Raw genomic sequence first — 23,655 nt, 5'->3', positions numbered from 1 at the left:
GCTTCGTTGATGTCGTCGATCACGCAAATCTTGCAAAGTAGTCAAAACGGCGACGCTGCCAAAACCGACCAGATGTTCTCGTTTCTATACGACGATCTGCGTCGGATGGCGGGCCGGTTCCTTCAATCTGAGCCGCGGCGGGAGCGACTGAGCAGCTCGTCCCTGGTCCACCAAGCCTATGTGCGAATGGTCGACCAAGACCATGTTGATTGGCAGGGCAAGACGCACTTTTTTGCAATCGGTGCGACCGTGATGCGGCGAATTCTGGTCGATCACGCTCGGCGGACCCAAGCCCAAAAGCGTGGTGGAGGCTGGATTCGGCGTCAGCTGGACGACGAAGTCACTTTTTTGTTGGACCAGGACGATGACGTTGTAGCGTTGGATGAACTGCTGCTGCAGTTGGCGAGCTTAAGTCCACGCCAAGCCCGAGTGGTCGAACTTCGATTCTTTGGTGGCCTGGGGATGAAGGAGATTGCTGCGGAACTCAACCTTGGACTTCGCACTGTCGAAAAAGAATGGGCGATGGCTCGTGCCTGGATGCGACGCGAACTTCGCGACCCAGATGAAGAGGGTTCAGAAGAGGTCCGCTCAGAAGCAGAAGGCTCAGAACCCAAGGCCGATGACCTGCCCACCGACGATCCATCGTCCACCTCATGATGGATGCGGATCGTTACCAACGTGTCCGCGACCTGTTCTGGGAAGCCGAAGAGATCGAAGAGGTCGCGAGAGAAAAGTTCATTCGCGACCAAGCGGCGGGCGATGAAGAACTGATTCGCGAGGTCCTTTCGCTTCTCGCCGAACATGATCCCAACGCAGCTCGTGTGGAAGGCGCAGCAACGCGGCCAAGACCCGGCAACGGATCGGTGCCCTTTGGACAAGGCCTACCAACGCCCCGTGAAACGACTGAATCGGAAGTGATCAGAGCCATCCGGTCCATGTCGGAAACCGCCTCCGATGCGAAGCCCGAATCCAATGGAGAGACCGTTCCCGGCTCCATTCCTGGCAACGCAAGTGCGGGACACACTGTGCACGCTGCGCAGCGAACCCATGCGATGCCGCGTCACGATGCAAACCGCCCGCAACCGTCTCGCAGCCGACAACGAAAAACGCTGACCTCGATTGGTCCAATCAATCGGGCAAAGCAATACAACTGGGTCGTTTGGCTACTCACCGCCGTCACGATCACTTGCATCTGGGTGGTTGCCGCATGGGTAGACCGCCGACTGCAACGGCAAGCCGACTTGTCCATCCAACGGTCACTCTCGCTGGCACTGGATCTGTCCACAATCAAAGTGGAACAACTGCTGAACCGCGACAAACAATTCGCGATCGATTTGGCTCGTCAGCCAGAAGTTCGAAATGCGATTCGTTCACGGTCTAAAAATTTGTCGTCCGCTGAACTCGCCGACTCGATTGAAAATCAAACACTGCTATTCACCCAAGCCGTTCGCAACGTGAATGCCGATCGACCCGAATTCGAATCGCATGACCTTCCGGCGTTCCAGCCGCCTGATGTCATCTTCTTCAGTCGAGACCTTCAACCACTGACGATTGTCTTCGGCAACGATCGTGGCCGCTCGATGACCGATGAAGCCAATGTCCAACTCCCACCCGACGGGGCCGCTGATTTGGCCCGAGCACTCAGTGGGCGGACCGTGCTCCATGCTCCATCACCACTAGCAACCTTGCTAGGAAAAACACTCGCCGACGAGTTGGATCATGCGGTGTCCAATCCATTGGCGTGGATCGTTCCCGTTCACGAACAATCGTCTGCCGAAACCGAAGAACCGGATTCGCTTCGATCAGATGTCCTCGGTGCGGCAGTCATCATTCCGCCGAACACCAGCCGCTGGTTGAACGAAACCCTCGCACTGATCAGCCACGCGAATTCGGTCGATGCGTACTTGGTTGACCGCGACGGATTCATGCAAACTCGCAGCTTGAATTTGCCCGAACAGATCACTCAGTCATTGGGAGCCAGATTTCGCGTCACGGAAATTGCCAACCCTTCCGAAGCGGAAGAACGTCTGAACCAATTGGTCGCCCAGCTCGACCGCCTGACCGAATCAGCAATGCTGAATCCAAACAGCGAATCATCGATCGGTCGCACGATTCATCCACTGACAATCGCCGCAGCCTCGGTTTCGCACAGCCCCGAACCACAGGTGCATGGTCAGACTTACCGCACCTACACCGGCAAGGACTGCGTCGGTGTATGGCAGTGGCTGCCAGAGTTTGGAATGGGACTGATCATCGAGAGCGATTCCCATCAACTGACCTATCCGCTGGCCTCCACTTGGCCATGGGCGTTGCTGCTTTCGATCGCATCCATCCTTCCGATCCTGGTTGCCAAACGGCTTTTAAAAGGCCCCGCACCATCGGCTTTGAAACAACCACTTGGACGCTATCACATTCACGAGGAACTCGGTGCCGGTGGAATGGGAGTCGTTTATCGAGCCAGCCACACGGAACTGGGACGCGAAATCGCGTTGAAAGTTCTGCGGGTCGACCGCCAAGACGACGATGATCATCGCCGGTTTGACCGCGAAGCGCGTTTGGCAGCCAGTTTGTGCAGTCCTCATAGCGTGACGATTTACGATTACGGACACAATGAACACGGCGAAGCTTTTTGCGTCATGCAACTGCTCGACGGTCTAACGTTGTCTGAAATCGTTGCTCGAAGCGGTCACCAAGAACCGGCTCGAGCAATATGGATCATGCGTCAGGTCTGCCAAGCGGTCCTGGAGGCTCATTCCCAAGGCCTGATGCATCGCGACCTCAAACCGCAAAACATCATGCTTAGCTTTGACACCATCGTGGGTGACTGGGCAGTGGTATTTGACTTCGGGTTGGCCAAACCACTCGAGCCCAACCAAGGCGTTTTCCAAACCGCCGAGACCGTTTGGGCGGGAACGCCGATGTACATGGCACCTGAACGATTCCGTGCCCCCTCGGTGATGGACCCGCGAAGCGATGTCTATTCCCTCGGTTGTGTCTTATACTTTTTGTTGTCGGGTCGTCCGCCGTTTGCCGAATGCGATCCCGAGTCCATGTTCGCGTTGATTTTGACGCAACAACCGCTCGAGATTGAAACGCATCGCGGCGAGCCGGTCGAAGCCGAACTGAATGCGCTGGTGCAAGCCTGCATGGCCAAGGACAAACACGACCGTGTGGGCTCCGTCGCGGATCTGATTCAGCGTTTGGATGCACTCGCTCCGCGGTATCCTTGGACACAAGAGGACGCACGCCATTGGTGGCAACGTCACGCCGATGAAGAACTCGCCAAAAAGCTTTGAAATCATGCGACGATGGTGGACACAACTTTGGCGACGTCCACGATCTTGGGTGATCCTTGTTCTCTTCGTTGCTATTGCCGATGCGATGACGCCACCGGACTGGGCGGTCGTGGTTGCTCATCTAATCTTCTTGCCGTTGGCTTGGCGAGTGCTACACCGTCGCTTCATCACCTGGATGACAGCGATTCAAAGCGTCGCCGTTGCCGCGGTGGGTTTGCTTCATGTCTTTGGCCCGATCGCCCAACGGTTCGCCGGAGCGGCCGGTGCGGAACCGTTTGCCTGGATCGAACCAGTTCGACTGTGGACATTCTTTGCGTTGATGGCGACAGGCTATTTCCACATCTACTTACAAGGCCGTTTGCGCACACGCCTGAAACATCAGCGAACGCTTCAGCACCGAGTGCATCGACGATCGTTGCAAATTCGGCGAGTCAACCGAGCGTTGCGGAACGAAGTTACACGACGTCAAGAAACTCAACATCGACTGGATCAAAGCGAAACGACTTTCCAATCGCTGATCGATCGCATGCACCTGCAGGTCGCACGCAAAAGTGCCGAAGGTGTGTTCACCTACGCCAACGAACAGTTCTGCGCAGACATCGGAATGACCCCCGTCGATGTGATCGGCAGTACCGATGCGGAACTCTTTGGTGATTCAATCGGTGCCAAGTATCGCGCAGATGACTTGTCGGTGATGTCGACCGGACAAGCGGTCGACAAGGTGGAGGTGCATCCGGGTCCCGATGGTCGCATTGGATTCGCTCAAGTCTTCAAAGCACCGGAGTACGATCAAAATGGACAATGCGTTGGCGTTCAGATCATTTTTTGGGACATCACCGAAAAACATCGAAACGAGATTGCCCTTCGAGACAGCGAGGCTCGCAAACGAGCGTTATTTGATGCCGCCGGTGACGCGGTCCTATTGATCGATGACCAACGTGCGATCGTGGAAGCCAACCCATCGGCCAGCGAACTTTTGCAAGCCGGTGGCGGACGCTTGGTTGGGCGTCCGTTGAACGATTTGATTTCACCGGTGTCCAATCAATGGGGTGGATTGCCACTGGCAGAACGCCATCAATTGCGACTCCGCCGTGGTGATGGCAGTTCATTTGAGAGCGAAGTTTCCATCCACCATATTCCGGTCGGTGATGCGACCGGGCAAGCCGTCATCATTCGCGACGTCACATTGCAACGGGCTGCGTTTGAAGCAATGCGGGAAGCGAAAGCAGCGGCCGAACAAGCCAACCGCACGAAGACGCAATTCATGGCCGGCATTTCACACGAATTGCGAACACCACTGGGAGGCATCCGAGGACTGACTGATCTATTGGGTCAGCAAACCCTGCCCACGGCAGCGCGTCGTTACGTCAACCTCATCGCTCAAAACACCGAGTTGCTTCGTGATGTCATCGAAGACATCCTTGACTTCGCCGCCATCGAAGCCGGTCGAGTCGCCATCGATCCGGTCCCAGTTGATTTGCACGAGGTCGTCGGTGATGCCTTTGGTTGCCTCGCCGTTCGAGTGGCCGACAAACCGGTTCGTTTATGTTTGTCGATTGCTCCCGATACCCCTAGACGAGTGATTGCCGATCCAAAACGAATTCGCCAAATCGTGATCAACTTGGCGGGCAACGCGATCAAATTCACCAATCGAGGTGAAGTCAGTTTGCGATTGGGCCCCATCGGTGACGCCCCGCCATCACACGGCAACGATGCCAACTCACCTGAAATCACAACCAACGGATCAACAGACGACACCCCGATGGCGTGGTTTGAACTGACCGTTTCCGACACCGGCATCGGCATCGCTCCCGAAAATCAATCGCGAATCTTTGATGCGTTTGAACAAGCTGATCGTGGCACCAACAAACAGTTCGGCGGAACCGGACTGGGCTTGGCAATCGCTCGCGGTTTGGCTCAACGAATGGGCGGCGACATCACCGTGACCAGCCAAGTGGATTTGGGCAGTCAATTCCAGTGTGCGCTTGCATTGCCTCTGGATACAAATCAGAAACGTGCTGAAAAGAAACCAGTCGTGTCGGCACCCGAAGGCGCCACCGCGGTGGTCTCGGTTGGCAACACCACGATGCAAGATGCGATCGCGGAAACGTTGTTGCATTGTCGCTGGCCGATCCGCACGCCATCGATGTTGGAAGCTGAATGCGTTCACCTGCACTGGATCCTGACGGACCAAACCGCCGATGCCGCCTTCCGCATCCGGGCTCGCAAATCGAGCGACCGAGTCCTCTGGGTCACCAGAGCGGGTGAGCCTACGCCCAGGCGTGCCAAACGCGAAGACGCGGTGGTGATCGAACCACTGCATCCCGATGAACTTCGGCGTTGGTTGGCTGGAAAACCATTGTTGCAATCAAGCCGTGGACAACGCAAACGACGCCGAGGAACCAAACTGGAAACAACGACCAAGAGCGATTCCAACCCTTCGAAATCACAGGCTCCCGGCACCGCGTTGCTCACCAATTCACAATCTGCAAATGAACACGTCAACGCATCACCGACCGACGCCATTCAGGGTTACAAGTTGCTGGTCGTCGATGACAGTGCAACGAATCGCTTGGTGATTCACGACCAATTGGTGGCTTCGGGTCATCGTGTACAAACCGCGGACTCAGGAGAAGCCGCCGTCGAGCGATTGGCATCCAATACCTTCGACTGCGTCCTCATGGACCTGCAAATGCCGAACATGGATGGAACCGAAGCGACTCGCATCATCCATCAACATGCCTTGAAAGCGGGCAAGACTCCGCCTCCGATCATCGCACTGACCGCGCATGTCACCGACCAGCATCGTCAGCTTTGCCGCGAAGCGGGAATGGACGGCTACATCACCAAACCGGTCGACCTCGATCTACTGCTGACGGAAATCGAACGCGTTCTAGGCGTTTCTCAGTCCGCGGAAACGGATGCAATGCTGCCTCCGCCACTCTCGGAAGACAAAACTTCGCCAACGCCACCCGACCTGAACACCACGAACTCACTTCCTAACGATTCATCGTCTTCCACCGAAGCGGCACCCGACGAAACAAGTGTCGAGGCAGAGGACAACCAGCACTGGGATTGGCGTTCGCAATTGTCAAAGCATTGCGGCGGTGACTCCGAGACAATGGACTCTGTTTGCGATGCATTCTTGATGGAAGTCCCTTCATTGCTGACCAATCTTAAACAGGGTGCAAAACAAGGGGACGCGAACAAACTGAGATCGGCATCCCATACGCTGAAATCATGTTTGCGATACTTCGCGCCGAAAGAGGACGTCGCCATGGCCGCTGAAGTCGAATCCGCCATCCAGGATTCCGAGTGGGTGGAACGTCTGAAAGATGTCACCAACGATCCCAACGCCGACGATGCCGAATCACCTGAATCCAAAGCCATCGCGGACCTTCAAAGCAAAGCCACCGACTGGGTCTCTCGCATTCGCGAATCGGTCAAGCAACGCTAAAATGTCCGCTTCCAACGCGACGTTGATCGCCCTCAACGATCTGAACTTCCCTTTTGACGAATGACTTTTTCAGCGAGTGCACCCCATGAAAGCCGCCTTCATCACCGAAACCGGACCTGCCGACGCTCTTCAAGTTGGTGAGCTACCTGACCCCACACCGGGTCCCGGCCAAGTTGTGATTCGAGTGTATGCTTCCGCGATCAATCCGATCGACACGTACATCCGGAACGGCACCATCGCGATGGAATTGCCTCTACCGTTTGTTCCCGGATGCGATGCCGCTGGCGTGGTCGAAAGCGTCGGGCCGGGTGTCAAGCGATTGTCCATCGGTGATCGGGTTTGGTGCACCAACCAAGGCTTGCTTGGACGGCAGGGTACGTTGTCCGAATTGATCGCGGTCGATGAGCACTGGACATTCAAACTACCTGAACCGGTGCCGTACGAAGACGCTGCCGCATGTGCATTGGTTGGAGTCACCGCTCACCTAGGCCTCTTTCGCGAAGCCCAATTGGAACCAGGCGAAACGATCCTGGTCATCGGTGGCAGTGGCGGCGTGGGGTCCATGGTCGTGCAAATGGCCGCTGCAACTGGTGCGCGCGTGATCACGACTGCCGGCAGCGAAGCGAAGGCACAAGTCTGCCGCGATCTCGGTGCGGAAGAAGTAATCTTGTACAAAGATGAATCCATCGCAGATCGCACCAAAGCATTTGCTCCCGACGGAGTCAATGTGCTTTGGGAGACACGACGCGAACCAGACTTTGACATGGCGATCGATCTAATGGCCGGTCGGGGACGCATGGTCTTGATGGCGGGACGAGATGCCAAACCCGCGTTCCCAGTTGGTCCGTTCTATGTCAAAGAATGTTCGTTGCATGGTTTTGTAATGTTCAAAGCCACGCCGATGGAAATGAAAAACGCCGCCGAAGACATCTCCCAGTGGTTGGCGTCTGGCAAATTGTCCGCGAACATCAGTGCTCGGTTCAGTTTGGACGAAGCCGCCCAAGCACACGCCTTGCAAGAATCCGCAACGCTCGAAGACAGCAGTCAGCTGGCGGGCAAAATCATTGTCACACTCAACACCTGATCATCTTCATGTCATCCCACGTGCCCAACTTTGACGCCGGAGTTCCGTGTCCCAAGACCGGTCAACCGTTGCTGCCCGCCATCGCCCAAGACGCCACCACCGGGCGGGTGTTGATGCTGGCGTGGATGAACCGCGAAGCTTGGGACGAAACCATCTCGGGCAATCGAGCGGTCTACTTCAGCCGTTCGAGAGGCAAACTTTGGCGGAAGGGTGACACCAGCGGCCACGCTCAGGTCGTACGGGAAATCCGAGTGGACTGCGACGCCGACACGATCCTTTTGTCCGTCGAACAAACCGGAGCTGCCTGCCACGAAAACTACGAAAGCTGTTTCTTCCGCCGCGTCGATCCCGACGGCACCACCCACATCACCGAAGAACGCATCGCCTAAAAAGGTGTCAGGTACCTTTTTGAAAAGATAGGCAATTTCGAGTTTCTTTGTCCGCTGAACGCGTTTCGATACCGATCAGAAACGGATGGTCAACAGTCGCGTGAAAGCCAGATACTTCGGTCACCAATCTGTCGGCTGGAAGACCATTCACACGACATCCAACAACAGAAAAACCACCTATTCCCCCAAAAAGGTACCTGACACCTTTTTGAGGTGCGTGGCGGGTGGTAGGCCATCTGGGAGTGGGTGGATTTCAGGGTGGAGGGTATTGGCGAGGATTTCGAGGCTGTCGATCAATCGTGGTCCCGGCCGACTGAAGTAGGCGGAACCGTCGCCCACGTAGACGCGATCTTCGCGAACACATTTCATGTCGGACCATCCGGGATAGCCACACAAAATTGGCACGTCTTCCAGGGTTCGCGACACGCTGAAACCACAACATGCGATGAACAGCACATCTGGATCCGCTTCTCGAATGCGATCCCAAGACGTCGTCACGGAACGCTCACCGGCCTCGCCCACACATTCGTTGCCGCCCGCTAATCGCACCAACTCCGGACTCCAGTGACCAGCACTGAACGGAGGATCGATCCACTCCAATAACATCACGCTCGGCACTTTCGCCCCCGTCCGTGCTAACCAATCCTCTGAACGTTTTCGTACTCGAGCGACTCGCGATTTCAGTTGTTCAATCAGAGTTGCCGCTCGGTCCGGGCAATTGGCTGCTTTACCAACCAACGTGATGCAATCAAACATCTCCGACAAAGAGGTCGGTTCCAGGTTCACCACGCGAGGCTTTCCGGGCAAGGAGCACGCCGCCGCATTGACTTCCGATTCCGCCACCGCGCACACGTCGCACAACGCTTGAGTCACGATCAGATCCGGCGCCAATGATTCCACCACCGGCATCTTCAGTGAGTACAAGGCTCGCTCGGTTTGCAGTCGCTCTCGGACCATCGTGTCAATCTCGCCGCTGGTCGCATCATGTGGGATCAACGTCTGAGTGACTTTCGCGAGGCGATCGACACCGGATGGGTAATCGCACTCGTGTGTAACACCCACGAGTTGGTCCCGCAGTCCCAACGCACAAATGATTTCGGTCGCACTGGGCAGAAGTGAAATGATGTTCATGAAAGGTTTGCTGAGGCGGAGATGGCTTTGAAAGAACCTTATCAGGCCGGAGCAATCTTCCCACCCGGGATGTTCACCCGGTTGCCGGACTTGCTTGCCAACTCACCAGCAACGATGATCAGAGCCCCCTCACGCGAACTCACGCGGCAGGATCCCACCCCAACATCATCCCACCGAGCGAATCACCATGCTTCACCCCTTCGATCCAATAACTTTCGTTCCCGCGAAAAAGCAATTTGCTTCGTGGATCCGGTCGTGCTCCTGCCTTTGGATACTCGCCGCGGTTTTCGTTCTATCGACTGGTCTAAACGCAGATGACGAATCGCTGCGAACGGTTCAGGATGGCGTGCCACAAGGCGAAATCACGAAGGGAGTGTTCGATACCAGCGAGATCTATCCAGGGACTCGGCGAGACTACGCCGTCTATGTTCCATCGCAATACGATCCTGAATCACCAGCCAACTTGATGGTGTTCATGGATGGAATGAACTACGCAAAACCAAACGGTTCCTTCCGCGTCCCGATCGTCCTGGACAACTTGATTGCCAAGGGTTCCTTGCCACCGACCATCGCGGTCTTCGTTAATCCAGGTACCATCCCGGCCACCAAGCCCGATGCCAAGAGCCGTAGCAACCGCTCGTTTGAATACGACTCATTGGGTGATCGCTATGCGAACTTCCTGATCAATGAATTCCTTCCAGTAGCATTGAAGGACCTGAAAGTATCGACCAATCCTAAACGCCGCGCTGTCGCGGGCATTTCTTCCGGTGGAATCTGCGCCTTCACCGTGGCGTGGGAACGACCGGACCAATTCGGCAAGGTGCTCAGCCACATTGGAAGCTTCACCAACATTCGTGGTGGCTGGGCCTATCCCAGCTTGATTCGCAAAACTAAATCGGATCCCAAGCCAATCCAGGTCTATTTGCAAGAAGGTCGCGATGACCTGAGCAACCTGCATGGCAACTGGCCATTGGCAAACCGCGACATGGCCGCCGCACTCCAGTTCGCGGGCTACCAGTACAAATTCGTGATGACCGAAGGCGGACACAGCGGTCAGTGGGGCGGAAAAGAACTGCCCAGCGCCTTGCAGTGGCTGTGGAACGATGACGCGGAATCGACCGTCACACCTCCAGCATCCACCAAACCAGGATGGGGACCACACCCGCTCGCGGTCGTCAATAAAAACGTTCCACAAGGCAAGGTGGAATCAATGCCGCCTTGGCATTCAGAAATTTTTGGCAACACCGTTCGTGACTGGTCGATCTACGTTCCGGCACAATACGATGCGAGCAAACCAGCGGCTTTGATGGTGTTCCAGGATGGAGAGCGGATGCGTGATAAGAAAGGTCGCTGGCGCATCCCAACCGTGTTTGACAACTTAATCGCGAGCGGCGACATGCCGCCGACAATTGCAGTGTTTCTTGATCCGGGACACGACAAATCCAAACCACGAAAGGGCCGCAAGTCTTCCAACCGAGGCTTCGAATACGACAGTCTAGGTGATCGGTACAGTCGATTCTTATTGGAAGAGATCCTTCCCGAGGTCGAGAAAAAATACAACCTTTCTGACGATCCCGACATGCGTGCGATTGGCGGATCCAGTTCCGGCGCGATCTGTGCCTTCACCGTTGCGTGGGAACGCCCCGACCAATTCCGCAAGGTTTACTCCAATGTTGGCAGTTTCGTGAATTTGCGTGGCGGAGATCTCTATTCATCCTTGATCCGCAAAACCGAACCCAAACCCATTCGCGTCTATATGTCGGATACCAGCGGCGACAACGACAACCCGTTTGGGCACTGGCCGATCGCCAATCAACGCATGGAGTCATCGCTGTCCTACATGGGATACGACGTTCGCCTGGATTGGGCCGTAGGTTACGGGCACAACGCCGATTTCGGCAGCATGCAGTTTCCCGAGGCAATGAGGTGGCTCTGGCGCAACGAGACACACACACCATCCATCGACACCTCCGATGATCTTCGTGGCGACCTGACACTCTTGAATTTGCTTGTCCCTGGTAAGTCATGGGAAGTCGTCGCCGATGACCTTGGATTCTCGGATGCTCCCTGCAGCGACGCAGAAGGCAATTTTTACTACTGCGACATGCGTGCTCCAGCGGTGGTCCGAGTCGACGCGAAAAATCAAAGTAAAACGGTCATCGCAAAGGAAGCCGTTAGCGGAATGATGTTTGGCCCAGGTGATCTGATTTACGCCTGCCAAGGATCAAAGAAGCGAGTGATCTCGATTGATCCAAAATCAGGTGACGTGAACACGATTGCAGAGAATGTGACACCGAACGATCTTGCCGTTTCCGACGAAGGCTATTTGTTCATCACCGAGACCAGAGCTCACCAAGTCACTCGAATCAATATCGAGACTGGTGAGGTGACTGCGGTCGACGTAGGCATCACCCGCCCCAACGGCATCGTACTGTCCAACGACGGTGGCACGCTTCTGGTTTCAGACCATGGTGGCCCATCGACATGGACATTCCGTGTCAACAAGAACGGTGTACTCGACGCAAAGATGCCGACCATGCCGATGCGATTGCCGATCGATCCCAAGGGCGAATTCAATTTCAATGAACCACCCCCATACATTCAAGCATCCAAGGGAGATGGCTCTGCGGTCGACAAGATTGGTCGCTTCTATGTCACCAGCGAACTGGGCGTGCAGATCTTTGACCCAACAGGTCGCCCGTGCGGAGTGCTTCCCAAACCGAACGTGGATCAACCTTTGACAAGCTGCGTGCTAGCTGGTCCAGAGCACTCTCATTTGTATGTCACCAACGGATCGACCATCTATCGACGGGAACTGACAGTCGAGAAGTGATCTTTATTTGATCGCATTCCTTCAAGGCATCCATGCAGGATTCCTTGAAGGAATATTGTTGGCGAGTTGTTCGTCCGTTCAGGCGGACAAATTCTTGGGAAGCAGTGCTCGCAAAAACTGAGGCATCATGCCCATGTAGCAAGCACACTTCGGACAGACCGTGGACTGATCGCTCACCAAATATTCGCACCGCGGGCATGGCCGGTGTGATTCCGGGTTTGCTTGCGGGGCGTCCGTTTTGGTCTCGGCAGCGGGAGCCACCGCTGGTTCCCCCAAAATTCTCATCACACCGGTATCCGACAGCGTATCGCGTACGGGGGGTTCTTCAGGAACCGTGAAAGCTTCTTCCCACGGAATGGTGACCGCTACGCCGCATCGAGGGCAGGGCAGAGTTTTGCCGGCCAGCGCCCCGGCGGCTCGCAAGTGGTGCCCATTGCTGCAAGTGATTGATTTTCGATTCATTTTTTCCTCCTGTTGGTGAAACCGTGTGAGTCTCCACTCACGGCAAGGCTTCAATGCCGATACGGGTGTGAGGTTCCGCCAAATTGAGTCGAAAAGTGGTTTCACGTCGGTTTCATCGCCGCGTGCCTTTTCCGCCGGAACCTTTGGCCAGGACTGGGGTTTCAGTCGGTGAACGTTCATGTCCGAGAAGGAAAAGATGTAATGCAAGATCGACTGCTATTGGTCGAAGACGACACCCATTTGGCAGCGATGGTGAGTGACTTTCTTCATGAAAATGGATTTCATGTAGAAATCGAAAACGATGGCAAACTCGCCGCCCAAAGAATTGTTCACGACCGATTTGATGCGATTGTTTTGGACATTGGACTGCCCAGCATGAACGGGATCGATGTGTGTCGATCGGTGCGCAATCAGTTCTCGGGCCCAATCATCGTCCTGACCGCACGCGGCGAAGAGATTGATGAGGTTGTCGCTCTAGAAGTTGGTGCGGATGACTTCATGAGCAAACCGGTTCGGCCGCGGGCGTTGCTGGCTCGGTTAAAAAACCATCTCAGAAAGTCTGACGCCCAACTGACCGACGAAGATCGAATCATCGTTGGCGATTTGGTTGTGACGCCCGCCCGACGTCAGGTCACCATTGCAGGCGACCCGGTCGACATGACCACCGCGGAGTTTGACTTGATCGAATACTTGGCACTTCGTGCGGGATCGGTGGTTGCTCGCAAAGACATCTATGTCGATTTACTGGGCCTTCCCTACGACGGACTAGACCGATCGATCGACCTGCGCGTCTCGCGAGTTCGACGCAAACTCGGTGATGACCCCAATCAACCCACGCGAATCAAATCGGTCCGCGGGGTTGGGTACCTGATGGCAAAGTAGAGTGCTTTGACAAGCCATTCAGGCTTCGCCTAGAACGACCAAGCGACATTATTTTTCGCCGGCTCGTCACTTCGCCGCCGCGTGTTGCTCCATTCGCTTGGCCAATTCTTTCGCCTGCTCACCCAGAAGCATCGTGAAGTGGTCTCCGTCGGTTTGCTCAACAATCACTTCGCTATCCAGATGTGATGCCCAATCCAGGTGATCGGTCCAACGTTCCCCTGAAGAACCTTCCAGGGCGGTCGTCTTCACCGGCAAGATCAACTGCACACTTGGACTGGTCGGGTCGATTTCATACGACTTAATGAACAGCACGTGTTGCCGACTGGTATCGATCAACTTGCGAACCATATCGGGCGATGCAGATTGGCTGAGAACCCCTGCGCGTTGGGCTTCTTCCAGAACACGTTGCCAAATCTGATCCGTCCCACGAGCGTCTTCCAACTCTTCCGCTGACAAATACATGTCCGTCCCGGAGAAAGCATTGGAAAACTGAACCAGATCGGCGACGAACTGCACATCGTCATTCGGATCCACGTTGCGGTAGATCGATGGAAGAGGCGTATCCAACAACGTCACCGCAACATTGCTGCGGCCTTCGTTTTCTAAACGGCGAGCGAGTTCCAGGGCAAAGACACCTCCCGCGGACCAACCAATCAAACGCAATTCGTCATCGCCAAACTGTGCTTGCACGAGTTCAACATACTCTTCCATCATGGCATCCAGCGATGTCGGTGGTTCGCTGACGCCATCGGAACCGCCACCGACCAAAGCGTACACCGGTTGATCGTCGTCAACCTGTTGTGAAAACTCTGAATAGCAAGCGGTCGATCCTCCCAGTGGATGGATACACAACCAAGGTGAACGAGCACCATCAGCTTTCAAAGGCACGATCAACGCGGTTCGGTCGCCACCAGGTTCCTCTGACTTCTCCGACGCCTTCTTCATCTCGCCGTCTTCATCGGCAAACTGAGAAACCACATGGCCGACCAAACTGTTGATCGATGGCGACTCGACAAGTGCTGACATCGGAATGGTGATCGCCAAGCGTTGCTCGAGATTATTCTTCAGTTCCATCGCGATCAGCGAGTCCATTCCCAATTCACTGAGTTTTTGCTTCACGTCGATCTGCTCCGCTTCCCAACCCATCAGTCGAGCCAGTTCGGAAGCGAAGTACCGGCGCAAACGTTCGGTGCGTTCACTTTCGGGAACTTCCGACAATTGGGCACGGAATTCGTGATCGACTTGATCGACGCTTGCCTTGCCATCGACTTGTGAGCGATCCGCAAACTCGGCGAAGAAGGGTCGACTGCGTCGCATGCTTTTGGTCATCGCTGGCCAATCCACATCCATCACGGCGACGTATTGATCGCCGGCATCGATAAGTTGCTGCATCGTCTGAAGACAAGCAATGGCGGGAAGCAACCGCATACCTCGTGATTCAAGTTGCGACGACCGATCTTCGGTGGCCGCCATCCCCGACTCCGCCCAGGGGCCCCAAGCGATGCTGGTTGCCGGCAAACCTTTTTCACGGCGATATTCAGACAAGGCATCCAAAAAGCCATTGGCCGCCGCGTAGTTGGCTTGTCCAGGCGATCCCAAACAAGCGGCGATTGACGAGAACAGCACGAACGTTTCGATTGGTAGATCCTTCGTTGCAACGTGCAAGTTCCAACCACCTTGAATCTTGGACCCCATCGGAACACGTAGTTGTTCTTCGGTCATATCCATCAACAATCCATCCTGCAGAACGCCAGCTGCGTGATAGACGTGCCGGATTGGTGGCAGACTGCCTGGAAGCTGTTTGAGCGCCGAACGCAACGAATCAAGTTCGCCCACGTCACCTTGCAACACAGTCACTTGGACCGAATCAGCGTCCTGTTTCAACGCGTCGATTTTCGCGGCGACGTCACCAACCGGTTGTCGACGAGAAAGCAAGGCGATGCTGGTTGCGCCGTCCTTGATCAAATGCTTCGCAAGTTTCAAACCAATCGCACCGGTGCCTCCGGTAATCAACACGGTCGATTCGGATGCCTCTTCTTGCGGCACCGCATCAGTCGTCGCAATCGTCGACATTCTTGTGATGACTTTGCCAATGTTCTTTCGCTGCGCCATGTAGCGGAACGTTTCGACCATTTCAGTTTGATCAAATTCCGTGCAAGCGATTGGTTGCAAGTCGCCAGCCTCAAATCGCTCAGCAAGCTCCGCCCATAGCTTCTCAATCTTCGCGGGACGCTGTCGCAACACTCGATCCAAATCGATCGCGTGGTAGGACAGGTTGTCTTGGAATGGCAACAAGCCAACCTTGCGATCTTGGTAGATATCAGTCTTGCCAATTTCCAGAAAGCGACCGTACGCATTGAGCACACCGAGGCTTTTCGGGATGGCCTCGCCAGGAAGCGAATTCAAAACCACGTCGACGCCTTCACCGGAGAATGCGCGACGAATGTCATCGGCGAACTCGGTGGTCCGAGAGTTGAAGACATGCTTCACGCCACATTCACGCAGAAATTCGCGTTTCTCGTCGCTGCCAGCAGTCGCAATGATTTCGGCACCGAGATATTGAGCAATTTGAGTTGCCGCCAATCCGACGCCACCCGCACCCGCATGAATCAGTACACGTTCGCCGGGCTGGACATCAGCCAAATGCACCAATCCATACCAAGCGGTCAGGAAAGCGATGGGAATTGTCGCGGCCTCGACGTCATCCATTCCGGCCGGGCGTTTGACCAAGGTGTATTCGGGCGTTTTCGCGTGCGAACCAAAGCTGAACGGAGCGACCCCCATCACTTGATCACCAACTTGAAATCGTTTCGCGTCTTTGCCAACCGCGGTCACGACACCGGAACATTCAATTCCCAGTGGCACCACTTTGTCGGTGATCCCTGGATACAGCCCCATGACTTTCAAAACGTCGCTGAAGTTCAATCCCGCCGCATTCACCCGCAGTTCCACCTCGCTTCCCTGAGGCGTCTCGCGCTCCATCGGTTCGAAGTACAACGAATCGAAACTGCCGGTTTGCCGAAAGCGCAGCCGGTGTGGTTGCGATGGAATCGTGACTGACGTGTCGTTGCCCGACTCGGCTGGGGCACGTCGCTTCACCAACCGTCCCAAGTGACGCGTGCCATCTCGGTAGGCAACGTGATCTTCGTCGTCCGCAGCAATCACCTCCGCCGCAATAACCAGTCCATTGGATTGATCGGAAGCGGACGGATCCGTCTCTAACAAAGAGGGTTTGAGATCGGCCAACTCCATCATCGCGACGCGAATCATTCCCCACAAAGGTGCGTGAACCAAGTCGATAGACGACTCGGATTCCGAGACCGGTTGCGTCCCCGTTGTGACATGCCACCAACCGCGAAAATGTTTGCTCACCGGAACGTGTGTGATTGCCGATCGGATCTGTTTGAGGGCCGACTGACAAACCGCCACCGCATCATCGGCTGGATTGCTCGACTTTCCGCTCGGGTCCCAAAGCGTGATGAGTGCCGCAAGTGGTAGGGTCGATTCGGATTTCTCGGCGAGGGTTTTCAGATCTTCGTCCAAGTCTCCTTCGACGACTTCGGCCCCAAAACCAATCAGTTGCTTGGCCAAAGAATCCCGACGTGATCCCGGATCCCCCAACAACCAAACTTGCTTTCCCTCCAAGTCACTTGCAGCGGGCAACGACTCGGTGGCTTGCCAATCGATTTGGTAGAGCGAATCGTCAAGCGATTCCGACTTTCCACCACCAACGCGTCCGACCCGGGTGACGCGAACACCGGTCCATTCTGCAACGACTTCATCACGCTCGTTGACCAACCAAACGTCGCCTTCGACGAACTCGGGGTCCAAGACATCGCCCGACGATGAACGTCGACCATAGGTGCGAAGCGTCCCTTCGGGTCGCTGGTACACAACTGCCCGCGAGACTTTCGTCGGCATGTACGTCGCTTCGCTGAACGTGTCGTGATCAGGTCGCGGCACCAAAGCCGAGAACGTTTGCATCAGCGCATCGCCCAGGACGGGATGCAGAATGTAATCATCCAATTCGGCACAAGTGGCGTCATCGCATTGGACTTGTCCCAACGCTTCGTCAATCGAGTAGTCGATGCGATGCAACATTCGGAAACGGGGCCCGTACTCCAATCGACGATGCGACATCAGGTCATAAAACTCATCGTGATCCTTGCCACCCACGAATCGCTGAGCGACGGTCGCCAAACCCGGTGGAGGCGGCACGACTTCCACATCGACCGAATCGCCTACTTGCTCGGCTGGAACCAGTGACGCGGACATATGCCGTTGCCATGAATCGTTCGCATCGACGCGATCACGAGAATAAACCTCCAGCGAAAGACTCTCATCGACGATCGTCTGGAACGTTTTCCAGCGATCTTCACTGACGAACATGGCTTGTTCGATGTTGGCATCCGTTACCGCATGTTTTCCTGGACCAAAACGGTCTCTCGCTGCTGCGAAGGCGACCTCAACAAAAGCGGCTCCGGGCAAATTGACTGAACCTTGTACCGCGTGATCGGCCAAGAACTCCGGCGACCGGGCTGACAATGCGTTCTCGTACAAACGACTTCGCAGTGCTGATGGTTGAAATCGCCCCAACATTGGGTGCAGCAACTCGCCCGTTCCAGTGCGATTGCGAGATGGATCCTCGACGATTTCATCGGATGGATCCAACCAGTATCGTTGTCGATCAAACGGGTAGGTGGGCAAGACCAAACGCTGCCGCTTCCACGGCTGATCAAACGCTTTCCAATCAATTTTTCCGCCGCGAGCGTGCACGTCGCCCACCGCTTCGAACAACGTTGTTTCGTCGTCCTTGCCTGACCGCAGCGAGGTTGCCCAGGTGGCGGATGATTCCGGCAAACAACGCTTGCCCATACCGCTCAAAATCGGCGATGGTCCCACTTCCAACATGACGTCGATATCCATCTCTGCCAATGCTCGCATACTTGGTTCAAAACGGACCGCGTTGCGGATGTGGTCGCACAGATAGTCTGCGTCCCAAGCCTTCGTCCATTGCTCACCGGTTAGGTTGCTGATCAAAGGGATACGAGGTGATTTGAATTCGCACTGTGCGGCGATTTGCCGGAACTCATCCAACATCGGTTCCATCAATTGCGAATGGAACGCATGCGATACCTGCAAAGCCTTCGAAGCGATGCCAGCTTCATCACAGTGTTTTGCAAACGCATCCAAATCCGATTGCGGACCGGAGACGACAGTGTTCTGCGGCCCATTTTCGGCGGCGATTGATAATGATCCGCTGACGGACGATTCGAATTCGCCAAGTCGATCGGTGATGACTTCCGCCGATTCAAACATCGCTGTCATTCCGCCACCGGCCGGCAACTCGCCCATCAATCGCCCGCGGTGTGCGATCAAGCTCAACGCGTCCTCCAGCGATACGACGCCGGCAACACATGCCGCCGCGAATTCGCCGACGCTGTGGCCGAGAACGACGTTCGGCTTCACCCCCCACGACAACCACAACTGTGCCAGCGAATACTCAATCGCGAAAAGTGCGGGTTGGGTGTATCGCGTTTGGTGAACCAGCTCAATGTCGGAACCTTCACCGTACAAAACATCAAGCAATCGTTTCGGCAGAACCTTTGCCAAGAGTTCGTCACAACGCTTCATCGACTTTCGAAACACCGGTTGCGTTTCGAACAAGCCACGCCCCATCCCCGGAGCCTGTGAACCTTGGCCGGTAAACAAGAACGCGGTTCGAGTCGCCCGACTGGTCACCGTTTGCCCGCTTCGAATGCCGGGACCTTTTTTGCCTTCGCTTAACTGAGTCAGCTGACGGTGAAGTTGCTTCGCGTCTTCGAAAACCACAGCGGTTCGGTGCGTGTGATGAACGCGGCCGACGTTCATCGTGTGTGCCACATCCGCCATATGATCGTTGGTGCGATCGAGATGCTGTATCAATCGCGAAGCGACCTCCGCGATGGCGGCGTCGCTTTTGCCGCTCAGACTCAACACGTGCTGCGTTCGATCCTTCGTGTCGGATTGCTTCGACGCGGAAGGCTCGACCGTTTGCTTCGCCAGGTACTGTTGCATCACGAGGTGAGTGTTGGCCCCACCAAATCCAAACGAGCTGACTCCCGCCACCAACGGCTCATCATCGACCGGCCACGGTGGCGACTGAGCAGGTATGACGATGCGTGACCGCTTCAGCGACATTCGCGGGTTGAGCTTGTTCAGATGAAGCTGACCTGGAATCGTTTGGTGGCGCATCATCAACAACAACTTGATGATGCCGGCCACACCCGAAACGGTTTCCATGTGACCCACGTTGGCTTTCACGCTGGTCACATAGCAAGGCGGATCGACGCCAGGCTTACCGGAGAACACTTGCGTCAACGCATCGACTTCGATCGGATCACCTAGCGGCGTCCCGGTGCCGTGTGCTTCGATGTAGTTGACTCGTGAGGCAGGCAAGCCTGCTTCCCCAAGAGCGGTTCGAATGACCGCTTGCTGCGACACACCGTTGGGTGCGGTGATGCCACTGGTTCGGCCGTCTTGATTGGTCGCGCTGGCCAGGATGGTTCCCCAGATGCGATCACCGTCTCGTTCGGCGTCACTCAACCGTTTCAGCAACAGCATGCCGCAACCTTCACCACGGACGTAGCCGTTGGCATCGGCATCGAATGGCCGGCACTGACCATCCGGCGACAACATCCGCGCTTTTGAAAACGCGATGGTTGTTTCGGGGGTCAAGATTGCATTGACGCCACCGGCCAGTGCAGCATCGCACTCGCCAGCGCGTAGACTCTGCACGGCCAAGTGAATCGCCATCGTCGAAGACGAACACGCGGTATCAATCGCCATGCTGGGACCGCGAAGGTCCATGATGTAAGACAATCGATTGGCCGCGATCGAAAGCGCGTTGCCGGTCCCAACATGCGCGTCGATGTACTGGTAGTAACCATCGTAGGTCGAAGGGACTTTGGAATAATCGGTGCCGCCAATTCCAACGTAAGCACCAACTGGCGTTCCCGCCAAACTGGTCACCGGGATGCCGGCGATCTCAAACGCTTCCCAACTGACTTCCAACAACAGTCGTTGCTGAGGATCCATCCGCGCCGCTTCGCGAGGCGAGATGCCGAAGAACTTCGGATCGAACTGGTCAATGTTGTCGACCATACCCGCGCGACGGACCGACATGCGGCCCGCTTTCTGGCCAGTCGGGTCGTAAAGAGAATCCACATCCCAGCGTTCCGGTGGGATCTCCGCGGTTGCATCGATGCCTTCGGAGATGACCTTCCAATACGCATCCAAATCGGGCGCACCGGGAAAGCGGCATGAGACACCCACAATCGCGATTGGCTCGACGGCGGCTTTGGATTGGCCGGAATCGGCGCGCTGGGTGGCGGGAGCAGACGTCGAAGATGACGAACGGGCCAAGCGTTTTCGCAGTGCCGCTCTCTGTTCTGGAGAGAGCTTCGCGAGACGTTCGGAAAGATCACGTTCGGGTGAATTCACGATGCAGTGTTCAGGTTAGACGTTCAGGCGGAGGGCGAACCGATTCGCGGAGCCGAGGATCCATCACAAGTTTGCTTAAGCGACCAAGAATTACTAGCACGGAGGTGACTTATCAAAGCCTCGATTGTGAGTCGTCGTTTCGGCGATTTGCATCTATACTAACGCCGAAACCGCCTCACCAATTGGCCCGCATCTCGCCGGAGCGGCCCACCAGGTTTCGTGAGACCTCCTCCTTTCCTTTTGCCAACGATTTCTAGATGCCGATTCGCTTGCAATGCTCCTGTGGCAAACAACTCAGCGTCCGCGATGAATTTGCCGGAAAAGCGGTGAAATGCCCGGGCTGCAGCAAGGGAATTCGCGTGCCTGCGGCAGGTGGGGGGGGTAAAACAGCCACAGCGAAAACAGCAAAACCCAAAACGGCCGCCGCTCGTCCCGCTGCGGCTCGACCAGCACCCGCGGCACCACAATCAGACTCTCTGGACGATTTGTTCGCCGAAGAAGGTTTTGACCGCCAAGTTTTCGCGGTTTGCCCGTCCTGCAAATCCGAGATGGCAGCCGGGGCCGTTTTGTGCACCAAATGTGGCTACAACAAAGAAACCGGTACCAGTTTGGAGAGCCACAAGGTTGCTGGCGTCGATATCGACATGGGCACCCTGGCGCTCATGAAAGCGGAACAGGACATGGTCCGCGATGTGGCCTTGCAAGAAAAAATGCACAAAGGTGCAGGCATGCCCCCGTGGATGCTGGCCCTGATTCTCTTCATCCTCGGCAGTGCCGTCACGATCGCGGTTTTGGCCGTGAACGCTTCCCGCCGAGTCGAACAATTGCAGTTCAAACCACTGCAGATGTTCTGCAACCTGGGTGGCGCCGCGTTTGCGATGGTCGCCATCGGTGCGGTGCTGACACTGATTGCTCGCGCATTCAAAGTCAGCCGCAACGAGGGTTTGTTGTCGCTGACAATTCTCTACGTCCCCGTCTTTGTGATCCGGCATTTCCGCGACAATTGGAAAGCGGCAATGACGGCGATCATCTGTGGCGGTTGTGCTGGCGGCTTCTTCGCCGCTGCTTCTCGCATGTGATGAATCAGGAGTCGCCATCCAGTGGCGGCTCGATTTGAACATCGCCTTCGGACGTCCAACGAATTTGATTTGTTCTAACTCGAAGTTGACGGCCAGTGATCCGTCGCTCGCCGCTCGTATCTGAATTCCGAACTGCTGACGGATTCCAAATCGAAGTCAAATTTTCGTTGATCATTTGCCGGATACCGATGTAAGACGTCGTCAGTCGCGGATTGATTTCAATCACGCAGTCGTCTTCCATTCGGTCCCCCAAGACAACATCGATCCCCAGGAAACCACGCAATGGTTCCGGCAGAGCACGCGTGACTTGCTCGGCAAGCGAGACGACTCGCGATTGCAGTTCGGTTTCAATCGGTCCACTGCCGCCGGTGTAGCAGACAGTGCAAACATCGGTTTGAATCGCATTGCCGGAATCATCTTCTCGCAACCGACAGTGCTGCCAAACCGCGGGACAGATGACTAGATCCGAAACTTCTATCGCTCCGCCCAACACCAACACAGATGCGGGCCGCCCCTCGATCCATGCTTGAACGAGATTGTTGCTTGGCATCGTTGAGCAAGCCGACTTCCAATCGTCGAAAACAACAATGGAATCGGAACCGCACCCGTCACGTGGCTTTCGCACCCAACGTTTCGCGTCCAAACCAATGGGACCAATTCCGTTTGATCGGCGTGCTTCACTCGCGGTGAGATTCGATTCCATCGCCCAGGTCTGCGGCGTTGGGATGGCATGTTCCATCAACCATTTCGCGGTGAACCATTTGTCACTGGCCATGCGAAGTGTTGCCAGGTCAGTGGCCAAAACATCGACTCCCGCCTCACGAAAAGTTTGAATCATCCCGCCGAGTTCATCATCGGTTTCGGGTGCAACAACGAGGGCGATGTCACAGGATTTGGCGATGGTCAACCATTGCTCTCGGACGTTTTCGCCGGATCGGAGCGGAATGCAAACAACCGAATCAGGCATTCGATCGACTCGCAAATTCAACCTGGGATCGATCGGCGTGACCACTTGGGCCCATTCGGCGAAATCGGTGACCAGTGCTCGCCACATCGCGAGACCTTCGCGGAGCAGCGAAGAAGAGATTTGATCCTCGTGCGTGGACGCCATCCCACCACCACACAGAAATTCGCCAACAAAGACTCGCATGCGGAGATCGCCGTCAGCGACTTTCCAGATTTGGCAAACGAGCCAGTTTGCCGGTTCGATCGACGCACGCGATTACCGAATCCGCTTCGACGATCAATTGGTCGCCACGATGAATCTGGTAAAGATGTCGCATTCGAACTTTGCGAATTTCGACCACGGTGGTCGTCAACTCCAACCAATCATCGAACTCGGCGGGAGCGAAATACTTCACGTTCATTTCGGCGACAACCAACATTCGGCCATCGTCTTCGATCGCTTTGTAGTTGTGCCCGAGATCGCGCAGCATCTCGACACGACCACGCTCGAAGTAATTCAGGTAGTTGGCATGGTGGACTCGACGTTGCCCATCGGTTTCCTGATAGGCCACGCGAAATCCGTACTTATGCGTGGGTAGCGAATCAGTCACCGCG

General features: G+C 55.7%; 13 protein-coding genes. 8 read left to right on the top strand and 5 right to left on the bottom strand.

What is annotated here, in order from left to right:
• Nucleotides 1–9: 9 nt before the first annotated feature.
• From RB_RS24915 to hisI, 5 genes are all read left to right on the top strand, one after another.
• Nucleotides 10–657 (top strand): ECF-type sigma factor, encoded by a 648-nt coding sequence (locus tag RB_RS24915; RefSeq protein ID WP_164922477.1) that lies wholly within the window; start codon nt 10–12, stop codon nt 655–657.
• On the top strand, nt 654–3,296 hold the full coding sequence (locus tag RB_RS24910; protein ID WP_011123523.1) for a serine/threonine-protein kinase: 2,643 nt from the start codon (nt 654–656) through the stop codon (nt 3,294–3,296). The genes RB_RS24915 and RB_RS24910 overlap by 4 nt, the downstream gene beginning before the upstream one ends.
• A gap of 4 nt (nt 3,297–3,300) precedes the next feature.
• A complete protein-coding gene (locus tag RB_RS24905; RefSeq protein ID WP_164923036.1) occupies nt 3,301–6,753 on the top strand; it encodes a hybrid sensor histidine kinase/response regulator in 3,453 nt (1,150 codons plus the stop codon).
• Between the two features lie 85 nt (nt 6,754–6,838).
• Nucleotides 6,839–7,837 carry an NADPH:quinone reductase gene (locus RB_RS24900; RefSeq protein WP_007326204.1) on the top strand — a complete coding sequence of 333 codons (999 nt, stop codon included), beginning with the start codon at nt 6,839–6,841 and terminating at the stop codon, nt 7,835–7,837.
• Between the two features lie 8 nt (nt 7,838–7,845).
• A complete protein-coding gene (gene hisI, locus RB_RS24895; protein WP_011123520.1) occupies nt 7,846–8,226 on the top strand; it encodes a phosphoribosyl-AMP cyclohydrolase in 381 nt (126 codons plus the stop codon).
• Nucleotides 8,227–8,403: 177 nt separating this feature from the next.
• Here the strand turns inward: hisI and RB_RS24890 are convergent, their stop codons facing one another.
• A complete protein-coding gene (locus tag RB_RS24890) occupies nt 8,404–9,357 on the bottom strand; it encodes a cobalamin-binding protein (protein ID WP_011123518.1) in 954 nt (317 codons plus the stop codon).
• Between the two features lie 271 nt (nt 9,358–9,628).
• Here RB_RS24890 and RB_RS24885 point away from each other — a divergent pair, with 271 nt between their 5' ends.
• Complete coding sequence (locus RB_RS24885; RefSeq protein WP_164923035.1) at nt 9,629–12,190, top strand: alpha/beta hydrolase-fold protein; 2,562 nt, start codon at nt 9,629–9,631, stop codon at nt 12,188–12,190.
• A 78-nt stretch (nt 12,191–12,268) separates the two neighbouring features.
• On the opposite strand, the gene RB_RS24880 is transcribed toward RB_RS24885, so the two are convergent.
• Nucleotides 12,269–12,652: a hypothetical protein gene (locus tag RB_RS24880; protein ID WP_037199045.1), complete on the bottom strand. Its 384-nt coding sequence runs from the start codon at nt 12,650–12,652 to the stop codon at nt 12,269–12,271.
• A gap of 201 nt (nt 12,653–12,853) precedes the next feature.
• Between RB_RS24880 and RB_RS24875 the strand changes: the two genes are divergently transcribed.
• The gene (locus RB_RS24875) at nt 12,854–13,534 is read left to right on the top strand and encodes a response regulator transcription factor (protein WP_007331595.1); all 681 of its coding nucleotides are present in this window, start codon (nt 12,854–12,856) and stop codon (nt 13,532–13,534) included.
• Nucleotides 13,535–13,600: 66 nt separating this feature from the next.
• Here RB_RS24875 and RB_RS24870 read toward each other — a convergent pair whose 3' ends face one another.
• The gene (locus RB_RS24870; protein WP_011123515.1) at nt 13,601–21,016 is read right to left on the bottom strand and encodes a type I polyketide synthase; all 7,416 of its coding nucleotides are present in this window, start codon (nt 21,014–21,016) and stop codon (nt 13,601–13,603) included.
• A gap of 257 nt (nt 21,017–21,273) precedes the next feature.
• Here RB_RS24870 and RB_RS24865 point away from each other — a divergent pair, with 257 nt between their 5' ends.
• Nucleotides 21,274–22,095, top strand: coding sequence for a hypothetical protein (locus RB_RS24865; RefSeq protein ID WP_007331597.1), 822 nt, complete (start codon nt 21,274–21,276; stop codon nt 22,093–22,095).
• Between the two features lie 4 nt (nt 22,096–22,099).
• Here the strand turns inward: RB_RS24865 and RB_RS24860 are convergent, their stop codons facing one another.
• Together RB_RS24860 and RB_RS24855 are read right to left on the bottom strand one after the other, a co-directional pair.
• Nucleotides 22,100–23,245, bottom strand: coding sequence for an ATP-grasp domain-containing protein (locus RB_RS24860; RefSeq protein ID WP_011123514.1), 1,146 nt, complete (start codon nt 23,243–23,245; stop codon nt 22,100–22,102).
• A gap of 13 nt (nt 23,246–23,258) precedes the next feature.
• The gene (locus tag RB_RS24855; protein WP_007331599.1) at nt 23,259–23,651 is read right to left on the bottom strand and encodes an acyl-CoA thioesterase; all 393 of its coding nucleotides are present in this window, start codon (nt 23,649–23,651) and stop codon (nt 23,259–23,261) included.
• Between the last annotated feature and the right edge of the window lie 4 nt (nt 23,652–23,655).

It is taken from the genome of Rhodopirellula baltica SH 1, assembly GCF_000196115.1.
GTDB classification, from domain to species: domain Bacteria; phylum Planctomycetota; class Planctomycetia; order Pirellulales; family Pirellulaceae; genus Rhodopirellula; species Rhodopirellula baltica.
Note: the sequence above shows the minus strand (reverse complement) of the source record. Positions and strands in the feature narration are given on the sequence as shown.